This window comes from Streptococcus loxodontisalivarius (assembly GCF_016908645.1).
Classification (GTDB): domain Bacteria; phylum Bacillota; class Bacilli; order Lactobacillales; family Streptococcaceae; genus Streptococcus; species Streptococcus loxodontisalivarius.
Genome location: NZ_JAFBEH010000030.1, coordinates 1 through 12,414 on the forward strand (window position 1 = coordinate 1; position 12,414 = coordinate 12,414).

Annotated in this window: 9 protein-coding genes; 4 read left to right on the plus strand and 5 right to left on the minus strand. The window is 40.4% G+C overall.

Going from position 1 to position 12,414, the window contains the following annotated elements; genetic code table 11:
* Positions 1-171: transposase (locus JOC28_RS07140; RefSeq protein ID WP_205010031.1), on the plus strand; the 171-nt coding region annotated here is incomplete at its 5' end.
* Positions 172-217: 46 nt separating this feature from the next.
* On the opposite strand, the gene JOC28_RS07145 is transcribed toward JOC28_RS07140, so the two are convergent.
* From JOC28_RS07145 to nrdH, 5 genes are all read right to left on the minus strand, one after another.
* Positions 218-1,510 carry a hypothetical protein gene (locus JOC28_RS07145; protein WP_205010010.1) on the minus strand — a complete coding sequence of 431 codons (1,293 nt, stop codon included), beginning with the start codon at positions 1,508-1,510 and terminating at the stop codon, positions 218-220.
* Positions 1,503-2,852 (minus strand): GHKL domain-containing protein, encoded by a 1,350-nt coding sequence (locus tag JOC28_RS07150; RefSeq protein ID WP_205010011.1) that lies wholly within the window; start codon positions 2,850-2,852, stop codon positions 1,503-1,505. Before JOC28_RS07150 ends, JOC28_RS07145 begins: the two co-directional genes overlap by 8 nt.
* A gap of 213 nt (positions 2,853-3,065) precedes the next feature.
* Positions 3,066-4,025 (minus strand): class 1b ribonucleoside-diphosphate reductase subunit beta, encoded by a 960-nt coding sequence (nrdF, locus tag JOC28_RS07155; RefSeq protein WP_205010012.1) that lies wholly within the window; start codon positions 4,023-4,025, stop codon positions 3,066-3,068.
* A gap of 495 nt (positions 4,026-4,520) precedes the next feature.
* A complete protein-coding gene (nrdE, locus tag JOC28_RS07160) occupies positions 4,521-6,680 on the minus strand; it encodes a class 1b ribonucleoside-diphosphate reductase subunit alpha (protein WP_205010013.1) in 2,160 nt (719 codons plus the stop codon).
* Between the two features lie 90 nt (positions 6,681-6,770).
* Complete coding sequence (gene nrdH / locus JOC28_RS07165; RefSeq protein ID WP_205010014.1) at positions 6,771-6,995, minus strand: glutaredoxin-like protein NrdH; 225 nt, start codon at positions 6,993-6,995, stop codon at positions 6,771-6,773.
* Between the two features lie 301 nt (positions 6,996-7,296).
* Between nrdH and acnA the strand changes: the two genes are divergently transcribed.
* The 3 genes from acnA to icd all read left to right on the plus strand — a co-directional run bounded on the left by acnA (position 7,297) and on the right by icd (position 12,381).
* Positions 7,297-9,960 carry an aconitate hydratase AcnA gene (gene acnA, locus JOC28_RS07170; RefSeq protein ID WP_205010015.1) on the plus strand — a complete coding sequence of 888 codons (2,664 nt, stop codon included), beginning with the start codon at positions 7,297-7,299 and terminating at the stop codon, positions 9,958-9,960.
* 1 nt (position 9,961) lies between these two features.
* Positions 9,962-11,080, plus strand: coding sequence for a citrate synthase (locus JOC28_RS07175; protein WP_205010016.1), 1,119 nt, complete (start codon positions 9,962-9,964; stop codon positions 11,078-11,080).
* Positions 11,081-11,184: 104 nt separating this feature from the next.
* Positions 11,185-12,381: an NADP-dependent isocitrate dehydrogenase gene (gene icd, locus JOC28_RS07180; protein WP_205010017.1), complete on the plus strand. Its 1,197-nt coding sequence runs from the start codon at positions 11,185-11,187 to the stop codon at positions 12,379-12,381.
* Positions 12,382-12,414 lie beyond the last annotated feature (33 nt).

Below are 12,414 nucleotides of genomic sequence, written 5' to 3' on the forward strand. Positions count from 1 at the left end.
GCTCTGGAACTGCCTTATTCCAACGCCAAGCTCGAAGCAACCAATAACCTCATCAAAGTCATTAAACGAAATGCTTTCGGATTCCGAAACTTTGAAAACTTCAAAAAGCGGATACTCCTCGCTTTGAATGCAACAAAAGAGAGAACCAATCTGATTCTCTCTCGTACTTAATTATTAGTCAACCCACTACAGTTGACAAAGAGCCTTTTTAATGAGTTTAGCTGATTTCTAGAATATAGTTGATTTGCTCTTCGGTTTTAGTGATTTCTACTGAAACCTGAGGTGTTCTTGCAAGCAAGTTTTGAATATCGGGATAGAGCTTCAAAACTTGAGCTTTGATATCTTTAAAGCCCTCCTTGGAGTGTTTATCTGAGATAAGACTTTCAAAGAGAAGGATATTCTTGTCATTAATCTTAAAATAGGATAATTGGAACCGAGATGGTCTTCTCTTTGGGCAAGCAGAAACGTGATTGAAGATAAAGTTAATCAATTGATAGAATTCCAGATCGCTGATTGGCACTTTGACAAGATCTGACAAGCAGTTGACTTGCAATTGAATCCCTTGTCTTTTTAGTTTTAATAGCTGGGCATGCAGCTGATTTCGAATGATATTAATCTTGATATGCTCCAGTTGATTGAGACTGACTTCATCTAATTGATGGAGAAATTCAGGCGACTCTTCAACATGAACGACCTTTTTACCGCTGGCTAGACGTTTGTAAATCTTATCTAGATAGTTGTAGTAGTCAGTTTGATACCTGATTTTATCATTTAAAAGGTTGACGATGTAGTGATTGTAATTATCGATATCGTCCAGATGCCTCTTCTCTTCAGAGGCGATATTAAAGGATAATTGCTGGCGCGTTGCCTTACTGAGATTAACCATATCCCAAAGTAACAGGAGACTGTAAGCAGCAAAGATAGGCAATTGCCAGAAGGGATCATCCAGATAGGGAACTGGAAAGACCTGAGGGAGATTGTGGTGAAGGAGCATCTGAAGCAGGTAAAAGAGATAGAAAGTAATCAAAAAACTCGTACTTCTAATAGCGACCCGGAGGTAATGCTCCCTATCCAAGTCTTGAATGGTATCAAAGTCCAGCGCAGCTAATTTGATAAAGAAATAAAAGAGTGGAAGGGTAAAGAGGTAGGACAAGAAAATCAGCGGTTGCTCTGTTAAGACCTCTTGACTGTTTACTGGCAGGATATGAGGGATAATGAAAATGGCTGCTAGTCTTCTTAGGTAAGATGTTACAAGCGGTGGGTAGCAAGCCTGAATAAAACGAACACCAGGAGCCTGATTAGGACGGAAGTGATTAATAATGACTAAAAAGAAAATCGGAGTCATTGGAATGCCATACTGGGCACAAAAATCACTTGCTAAAAAGTAAATCAAGCCAAACAAGAAAAAGTAGCGTTTACTGACGACAATCCCTGTAAATTTTTTAAAGATATACCATTCAACCAGAAAGAGAGTCAGGTATTCTAATAGGCTATAAATTAAATCATTCATGAGTCTGTTTACCTTCTGTTGAACATTCTAAGCGTTGCCTAAAGATTTGCTTACGGCTTAGGGTATTGAGAGAAAGAGAGGGATTTTGATTGAGAATGTCACGGACACGTTTCAAGCCCATACCCTCCTTGTCATCAGTTGTGCTATAACCTTCCTCGAAGATGTTAGTCAGATCGACCTGATTCTCCTTAGTCGTATTTTCAATAATGAAAACATAGCTATTTTCTTCAGTAAATAAGGCTAGGCTGATAGACTTTTTCTCAGAATCAGCAGAGAAGTAGAGGGCATTCTCCAAAAGTTCTGTCAGCATTGAAATGAAAAGAAGATCTTTAATAGGATAGGTGTCAATAATATCTGGAATTTCGATACTGAATTGAATCCCTTGATTTTGCGCTTCAAGAAGCTTGGCAGACAGAAGTTTACGCAGTGATGAGAGATGGATATTGTCGAGTTTTCTCTGATTATCACTCGGTTTAAGACGTAAAGAGTGCTTAGCTTGATAAGCATCCATATAGTCCTTGACAGGCTCAGCCTGTTTTTTCTTAATCTGCTTACTGATTCGCTTAAACTCCTGAGCATGTTGAATCTGTTGACGATTGATGTCCTTGTAGATTGATTCTAGAAGACTGTTGTAGTCATTCAGAGTACGACGGTGTTCTTGATATTCGCCCTGCAATTCTTTTTTAAAGATATTTTGCACCTTTTGCCCAAGGTAGGAGAGGTATCCTGTTTTGGCAAAGAAAAGAACTAAGAAGAGAATTTTTGAAATCCCCTCTTTGGCTTTAGGATCAAAGATAGTCAAGTTGATGCTGTAAATAGCATAGAGGACAAAAATAACAGCCAAGGCAGTAAAGTAAGATAGCCTCATATAACTATAACGTTTCTTGAATTCCAGCCGACTAATAGTTTGACTATCAAACTGTACGAGAATAAGATACCAATAATTCATTGGAGTAGCTAAGAGAATAGCAAAAAGCTCATAAAAAGCATAATTTCCAATATGAAACGGTCCCACGAAAGTCGGTAGAATAAAGACAGAGAAGAGTTTTAAAATAATATCAAAACTAACAACAGGATAGAGGCTAAAGAAGGCTAATTCTGAAAAACAGCGACTACTAGCCCATGAAAAATAGGCAAAAAAGAGAAAAGAAGCGAAACTAGGCAACCAGCCAAATGGTTGAAAAGCTAGCGCAAGATAGAGAAGTCCGAAAAGAAAACAGTATTTCCATGGAATTCTAAAAGCACTGACATCGTAATAGATAATCAGCTGAGAGAGATAGACCAGTAAATACGAGATAAGGACTCCCCAGACTGGAAAGCTGGATGTGATAAATTGAAGCATAAAGCTCTCCTAAATCGATAATCAATTTTTCCTAAATGATATTGGTTTTAAATAGTAGAAACTATCAGTCTAATTATAGCATAAATAAGTTAAACTATGGATACGATTTCACAATTCTTATTTATTTCTAACCAATATGCAATAAAATGAGAATCTTGTAAAATCACAATAAAAAACAAGATAATTTATATTACCTTGTCTCTAGTGAGTGTATTATTTTCCAAAGTTGTAATCGTCGTCCTGCATAGCTTCAACAGTTCCCAAGAGGTAACCATTACCAACTTGAGAGAAGAAGTCGTGGTTAGATGTTCCTGTTGAGATCCCGTTCATAACGATAGGGTTAACGTCATTAGCTGTATCTGGGAAGAGTGGGTCTTGACCAAGGTTCATAAGAGCCTTGTTAGCATTGTAGCGAAGGAAGGTCATGACTTCCTCAGTCCAACCAACACTGTCATAGAGCGATTTAGTGTAGTCTTCCTCATTTTCGTAGAGTTGATAGAGGAGGTCGTACATCCACTCACGGAATTCTTCTTGTTTTTCTTCTGATAATTCATTGAAACCAAGTTGGAATTTATAGCCGATGTAGGTACCGTGAACAGACTCATCACGGATGATTAGTTTGATAATTTCAGCAACGTTGGCAAGCTTGTTGTTACCAAGATAGTAAAGAGGGGTGAAGAAACCAGAATAGAAAAGGAAGGTTTCAAGATAAGTTGAGGCAACTTTCTTTTGAAGGGCATCCCCATTTTCATAAATATCGTTGATAATCTTAGCTTTTTTCTGAAGGAATTCGTTGTTGTTAGTCCATTCAAAAATCTCTTCAATCTCAGACTTGGTATTGAGTGTTGAGAAGATTGATGAGTAAGACTTGGCGTGGACTGATTCCATGAATTGAATGTTGTTGAGGACAGCCTCTTCGTGAGGTGTACGAACATCAGCACGGATAGCTTCCACACCAGATTCAGACTGCATGGTATCAAGAAGGGTCAAACCACCGAAAACTTTACCAACCAAGTCTTTTTCCTCAGCAGAAAGTTTTCTCCAGTCATCAAGGTCATTTGATAGAGGAATACGAGTATCAAGCCAAAATTGCTCAGTCAACTTTTCCCAAGTAGACTTATCAATAACGTCTTCAATTTCGTTCCAGTTTATAGCTTCATAGTAGGTTGTCATGGGATTCTCCAAAAATTTTTTTGTTTCTATTATACCATTAAAAAAAGAAAACCTAAAGTTTGTACTACTCAGGTTTTCTTACTTAAATGAGAAGGATAACTGTTACATAGTTGTAAGTATATTTGTTAACTTTTGTGATAGGAGCGCAAGCCAAATGCGAGCGTAGCGAGCCCTCATGATAGTCTCCGTCGTGGTGCTAAGAGCGACGAAGTCGCTCGGAGGAATGGAACCGAAGGTTTGCTTACGACCCCACCACTTAAGGAGACTATTGAAAAGAAGGTATCATACGACACGAAAAAACTGAAGCCGCTAATGCTTCAGTTTTGAAGTTAGTGAGGAAGCTAGGAAAAGTCCATCACCTCTTTGTATCTTTGTAATTGAACACGGGACTAATTTTCTAGGAAAAAAGATAAATCTTCCTAGATACTAAAGTATCTTCGTCAGCTTTCCTATTTTTCTACAAAAATTTTCGCAAGCGAAACGTCCCTTTGTATCTTAAATTACACAAGATTCACATTGGTTTGAGCCAACTTCTTCGCCGTCATCTGTGTAGGTACGGACGTAGTAGATTGACTTGATGCCTTTGTTGAAGGCGTAGTTACGAAGGATTGAAAGGTCACGTGTAGTTTGTTTGCTTTCAGTTTTCCATTCGTAGAGTTCTTTTGGCAATTCGCTGCGCAAGAAGAGTGTTAGTGACAGACCTTGGTCAACGTGCTCTGTTGCAGCTGCGTAGACGTCGATCATTTTACGCATGTCCATATCGTAGGCTGATTTGTAGAAAGGAATGGTGTCTGTTGACAAACCGTTGGCAGGATAGTAGATCTTACCGATTTTCTTCTCTTGGCGTTCTTCGATACGTTGCGTGATTGGGTGGATAGAAGCAGAGCAATCATTGATATAAGAGATTGATCCGTTAGGTGCTACGGCAAGGCGGTTTTGGTGATAGAGACCATCTTTCATAACAGCTTGACGTAGAGCTTCCCAATCTTCTGCCTGAGGAATGAAGTGGTCTGCAAAGAGTTCTTTAACCGTATTAGATTTTGGTACAAATTGACCTGTTACATATTTATCGAAGTAGCTACCGTCTGCGTATTTTGATTTGTCAAAGCCGACAAAAGTTGTTTGGCGTTCGCGGGCGATATTATTTGATTCCACCAAAGTCCAGTAGTTCATAAGCATGAAGTAGATGTCTGTGAACTCGATTGATTCTGGGCTACCGTATTCGATATGGTGTTGTGCTAGGTAAGAGTGAAGTCCCATAGCACCTAGACCAAAAGTGTGAGCTTGTTCATTTCCGTGTTTAACAGTTGGAACGGCATCGATACTTGATGAATCTGTTACGAAAGTCAATGCGCGTGTCATAGCCTTGATTGATTGACCAAAATCCGGTGATGTCATCATGTTCAAAATGTTGGTTGAACCAAGGTTACATGAGATGTCAGTACCCATTTCAGTGAATTCTTGAGCATCGTTGAGTTGGCTTGGTTTTTGAACTTGGAGAATTTCAGAACACAAGTTAGACATGATAATCTTACCGTCGATTGGATTGCTGCGGTTAGCAATATCCACGTTCACGATGTAAGGGTAACCTGACTCCTGTTGCAATTTAGAAATCTCTGTTTCAAGGTCACGAGCCTTGATTTTTGTTTTAGTGATATTTGGATTAGCAACCAATTCGTCATACATTTCAGTGATGTCAATGTAGTTGAATGGCACACCGTATTCTTTCTCAACTGTGTAAGGGCTGAAGAGGTACATATCTTCATTGTTACGCGCCAGCTCATAGAATTTATCAGGAACAGTCACACCAAGTGAAAGGGTCTTAACACGAACTTTCTCGTCAGCATTTTCCTTTTTAGTAGAAAGAAAGGCGATAATATCTGGGTGGAAGACGTTGAGGTAAACAACCCCCGCCCCTTGGCGTTGACCAAGCTGGTTAGAGTAAGAGAAGCTATCCTCAAAAAGTTTCATAACAGGAACGACACCTGAAGCAGCACCGGCATAACCCTTGATTGGAGCACCAGCTTCACGCAAGTTGTTAAGCGAGATACCGACACCACCACCGATACGGGACAATTGCAGAGCAGAGTTGATAGAACGTCCGATGGCATTCATATCATCTGTCACCTGGATAAGGAAACATGACACCAATTCACCACGGCGGCTACGCCCGGCATTGAGGAATGAAGGAGTAGCAGGCTGGTAACGCTGGTTGATCATCTCGCTAGCAAGACTAGATGCCAATTCTTCATTACCGTCAGCAAAGTAAAGGGCGTTAAACATAACACGATCTTCCATGCTTTCAAGGTAATAGTCACCATCATTTGTTTTAAGGGCGTACTGTTGGTAGAACTTGTAAGCAGCCATAAATGACTTGAAGCGGAAGTTTTCAGCTTGCAACTGAGCAGCCAATTGCTCGATGAAAGCAGGACTGTATTTACCGATAAACTCAGCTTCGATGTAGTCGTTGTCGATCAAGTAAGTGATCTTGTCTGTCATACTGTCAAATGACATGGTATTAGGAAGAACATTTTCCTTGAAGAAGGCAGTCAAGGCCTCTTTATCTTTATGTAGAGGAATTTGTCCGTCTACTGGACGGTTGATTTCGTTGTTGAGGCGGAAATATGAAACATCGCCTAAATCTTTAAGACTCATAAATAGGTTACCAGGCTCCTAAGAAAGTACATTCTAGGGAGCTTTTCAATTCCTTTCTGATAAATGATGCAAAGGGCATTAATGAAATGATTAAATGATTTCTTTCAATTTAGCAGGTTGGAAACCAGAGAAACGGACCTCGCCAGCTTCAACGACAGGAGCAGCTTTAAATCCGAGACCAACAAGGTAGTCGATTTTTTCAGGATGCTCATCGATGTTGATTTCTTCGAAGTCAGCTCCTTCTTTCTCTAAAAATTTCTTAGTCATTTTGCATTGCATGCAGTTATTTTTTGAAAATAGCGTGATTTTAGCCATGATATCTCCTTATTTCTTCTTTAAAAAAACACATTTATTTTTGAAAAAATTTTGTTCTCCAAAAATAAGACTTAAATAGAATACCCAAAATATGGAAAAAAAGCAATCATTTTTCCTCTAAAAAACACAAAATATTGTGTTTTGTTTATGTAACAAGCCCTATATCTTGTGTTTTAGGGCTTTGAGACGACTAATAACAAATTGCGTTATATTTTGTAACATAAACTGAAAGGTAAAACTTGTGTAAAGTTTCTTTAAGGAATATAATGTTAACTAAGTTGACATATAGGAGGATATAGCGATGACTGAATATAAAGAAAAATTCTCTTTTAATGGAAAAGTATACAATTACTATAATTTAGAAAAGGTTTTCCTGGATGGTGAATCTGCTCTTAAAAATTACCCATATAGCTTAAGGGTGCTTTTAGAAAGTCTTATACGTAAATTGGATGGTATTGATGTCACTAAAGATCACATTTCTAATTTATTAGCCTTTCCAAAGCAAGCTGCTGATGCAGAAATTCCCTTTAAGCCCAGCCGTGTTATCCTCCAAGATTTTACTGGTGTGCCTGTTGTTGTCGATTTGGCTTCGATGAGGGATGCCATTGTTAAAAATGGTGGCTCTGCTGATTTGATTAATCCTGAGATTCCAGTTGACCTTGTTATTGACCACAGTGTTCAGGTGGATTTCTTCGGCTGTGATACGGCACTTGAAGATAATATTAATTTGGAGTTCAAACGCAATAATGAACGTTATGAATTTCTCAAGTGGGCAGAGTCTTCCTTTGATAATTACCGTGCGGTACCACCGGCAACAGGGATTATCCATCAGGTTAATATTGAATTTCTATCTGATGTTATCATTGCTAAAGACGGTCTCCTCTATCCTGATTCGATGTTTGGGACAGATAGTCATACAACCATGATCAATGGTATTGGTGTTCTCGGTTGGGGAGTTGGAGGTATTGAGGCTGAGGCTGCTATGTTGGGTGAGGCGTCTTATTTCCCAGTACCTGAAGTGATTGGTGTCCATCTAAAAGGAAAACTTCCTAAAATTGCGACGGCGACTGACCTAGCTTTGAAAATCACTCAGGTCCTTCGTCAAGAAAATGTTGTTGGTAAGTTCGTTGAGTATTTTGGTCAAGGTCTGTCTTCGCTTGCTTTGGCAGATAGAGCGACGATCGCAAATATGGCTCCTGAGTATGGTGCTACCTGTGGTTACTTCCCAATTGATGTTGAAACCCTCAACTATATGCGTTTGACTAATCGTGATGAAGATCATATCGCCTTGACAGAACATTATGCCAAGCTCAATCATCTCTTTTATGATCCTGAAAATATCCCTACCTATACAAAGGTTGTTGAGATTGATTTGGCAGAGGTTAAGCCATCTATCTCTGGACCAAAGCGTCCGCAGGATCTTATCTTACTTTCAGATGCCAAGGATGCCTTTCAAGATGCTCTTGTTCGTGAAGCAGGCGTTCAGGGATTTGGTTTGGAAATGGCAGAGCTGGACAAGGAAGCAGTCGTCCACTTTGAAGATCATGATGAGACCATCAAGACAGGACATGTTGCTATCGCAGCAATCACATCCTGCACAAACACTTCGAATCCCTATGTTCTCATAGCAGCTGGGCTATTAGCTAAAAATGCCGTTGAAAAAGGCTTGTCAGTTTCTAAGACGGTCAAGACTTCTCTGGCACCAGGGTCTAAAGTTGTAACAGCTTACTTGGAAGCTAGTGGTCTTCAAACTTACCTTGACCAACTAGGATTTAATGTCGTCGGTTATGGTTGTACGACTTGTATCGGTAACTCAGGGAGTCTTTCTCCAGAAGTTGCTCAGGCAATTACAGATGAAGATTTGTTGGTATCGGCTGTTTTGTCTGGAAACCGTAACTTTGAAGGGCGTATCAATCCCTTGGTTAAGGCTAATTATTTAGCTAGTCCTCCGCTGGTTGTAGCCTACGCTTTGGCTGGAAATACTAATATTGACCTAACTACTGAGCCGCTTGGTTTTGATGAAAATGGCGGAGCTGTTTACCTAGAAGATATTATGCCAAGTCGTGAAGAAATCGAAAGCTATGTTTCTAGCTATGTGACGCGCCAGCTATTTGCCAAAGAATACAAGCAAGTCTTTACAGACAGTGATAAATGGAATGCCATCCCAACTAAATCAAGTCAGGTTTACGATTGGAACAAGACTTCGACTTATATTCAGAATCCTCCTTACTTTGATGGTTTGGATGGGGATCTGGCGATTAAGTCGCTGGAAAATCTCAGTGTTCTAGCGAAATTTGGTGACACGGTGACAACTGACCACATCTCGCCAGCGGGAAATATTGCTCGAAATAGTCCTGCGGCTCGTTATTTAAGCGAACATGGTGTGGATTATATGGACTTCAACTCTTACGGTAGTCGTCGTGGCAATCACGAAGTTATGATGCGTGGTACCTTTGCTAATATTCGTATCAAAAATGAACTAGCTGCTGGTAAAATTGGTGGTTATACGGACTACGATGGCGAGATTATTTCTATTTACGATGCGGCTATGGGCTATCGTGACAAAGGACAAGATACTATCGTGATTGCTGGTAAAGATTATGGTATGGGATCCAGTCGTGACTGGGCAGCCAAGGGAGCAAATCTTCTTGGAGTCAAGGTTGTCTTGGCGGAATCATTTGAGCGTATCCATCGTTCAAATCTTGTGATGATGGGGATTTTGCCTCTGCAATTTTTGGAAGGTCAGACAGCTGATAGTCTCGGTTTGACAGGAAAAGAGACTTACTCAGTAGCTCTTTCTCAAAATCCAGGCGTCCATGATATTGTGGAAGTCACTGCAAGTCTTGAGGGTCAAACAAAGACTTTCTCTGCCCTTGTTCGTTTCGATGCGGATGCTGATATTCGTTACTATAAAAATGGTGGTATTCTGCCAATGGTTGTTCGTAAAAAATTGAAAGGAGCCTAAGATGACAGCAAGTAATGGTTTAAAAGATATGATTGCCTGCCAGACCAGGATATCGTCGATTATTGATGATAAGCTGGCTTACGGTGGCTATGACATTGCTGAATTGATGGAAAATAAGGCGTCGTTTGAGGAAGTGATCTACCTGCTTTGGAATGGTCACCTACCAACGCAAATGGAGTATAAACATTTTACAGAAGAATTGCGTGCCAACTATGCTATCAGTGATGCCATAGAGCAGTGTCTGCTTATTCAGTCACGACCTCACCTGCACCCTATGAGCGTTCTTAGATCGACAGTGTCTCTTCTTGGAGTTTATAATTTGCAGGCTGAGGAACGCTCAGTTGAAGCGGTTTACAGCCAGAGCATTCAACTCATGGCAAAAATTCCGACTATTATTGCAGCCTTTGCTCGTCTCAGATCAGGTCAGCAACCGATTGAACCGCGTTCAGACCTTGGTTTTGCAGCTAATTTCCTCTATATGTTGAAAGGAGAGGAAGCTAGCGACTTGGAGATTGAGGCTATGAATAAGGCCTTGATTCTTCATGCCGATCACGAGCTCAACGCCTCAACCTTTGCAGCGCGTGTCTGTGCATCGACCTTGACGGATATTTATTCTTGCGTGACGACAGCTATCGGTGCCTTGAAAGGTCCCTTACATGGCGGAGCAAACGAGCGTGTCTTTGATATGTTATCTGAGATTCGAGAGCAAGGGGATGTTGAGGCTTATCTTTCTGAGAAATTGGCTTCGCAGGAAAAAATTATGGGCTTTGGGCACCGTGTTTACAAAACAGTAGATCCAAGAGAAGTCTATCTCAGAGAAATGGCTGGCGCTCTGACAGAAGGAACGGCTAATCAAGACCTCTTTGACATTTCACAAGAAATTGAGTTTTTCATGAAAGAAAAGAAAGGTTTGATTCCAAATGTCGATTTCTACTCTGCGACAGTCTACCATGTACTAGGAATTGATAGCAGTATCTTTACGCTCATCTTTGCCATGAGCCGTGTTTCAGGTTGGATTGCCCATATTCAGGAACAACAAAAGAACAACAAGTTAATTCGCCCACGTTCACAATACCAAGGTGCTCTAAACCTGCACTATGTTCCTATTAATAAACGGTAATGATAATGATTTAGCAGAAAAAAACTGTGTTGCGTAAGATTTTTATATGTTTTGACTGTGTCTGTTTATCGCCCCTAGTATCATGTTTTAGAAAGGATTTGTTTATGACTGAGAAGATTAGAATGACTGCTGATGGTTTATTTGTGCCGAATCATCCTGTGATTCCTTATATTGAAGGAGATGGTGTTGGTCAGGATATTTGGAAGGTGGCTCAGCCTCTTATTGATAGGGCTGTGGCTATTGCTTATGATGGTGAACGTGCTATCCAATGGCAGGAGGTCTTAGCGGGTAAAAAAAGTTTCGAGAAGACTGGTCAGTGGCTTCCTGCTGAAACACTTGCCGCTATCAAAGACTCTCTAGTTGCCATCAAAGGTCCTCTTGAAACACCAGTTGGCGAAGGGATTCGTTCTTTGAATGTCGCTCTGCGTCAAGAGTTAGATCTGTATGCTTGTGTTCGTCCGATTCGTTACTTTAAGGGAGTGCCAAGTCCTCTGAAAAATCCTGAAAAAACAGATATAACTATTTTCCGTGAAAATACCGAGGATATTTATGCTGGAATTGAATGGGAAACAGGGACTCCTCGGGTTCAGAAAGTAATTGATTTTCTAAGAGAGGAAATGCAGGTTGAGAAAATCCGCTTTCCAGAGACATCGAGTATCGGTATCAAACCAATTTCTATAGAAGGAAGTCAGCGACTTATTCGCTCTGCTATTGAGTACGCCCTAAAAAATGGAAAGAAAAAAGTGACTCTAGTTCATAAGGGAAACATCCAAAAATTTACGGAAGGTGGCTTCAGAAAGTGGGGTTATGAGCTGGCTCAGAAAGAGTATGCGGATGTACTAGAGTCTGGGAACCTAGTCATCAACGACATCATCGCCGACAATTTTTTGCAGCAAATCTTGTTAAAACCTGAGGCTTTTGATGTTGTAGCATTAACTAATCTAAACGGTGACTATGCTAGTGACGCCCTTGCAGCTCAAGTGGGAGGAATCGGTATCTCACCTGGTGCCAATATCAATTACAAAACGGGACACGCGATCTTCGAGGCGACCCACGGCACAGCGCCTGACATTGCGGGGCAGAACAAGGCTAATCCGACCTCTCTCCTCTTATCGGCATGTATGCTTCTAGATTACCTTTCTTGGGAAAAAGCTGCGCATTTACTTAGAAATGCTATCGCAGACGCTTTCGCTCAGCAGGAAATGACAGCTGATTTAGCTAACCTGCTAGATGATTGCCCTGCTTTGTCAACAAGTAGCTTTTCAGAAAAACTCTTAGAGAAATTAGATGCTCTAAAATAATAGAAGAAAACATGAAAAAAGAGGAAAGGGATT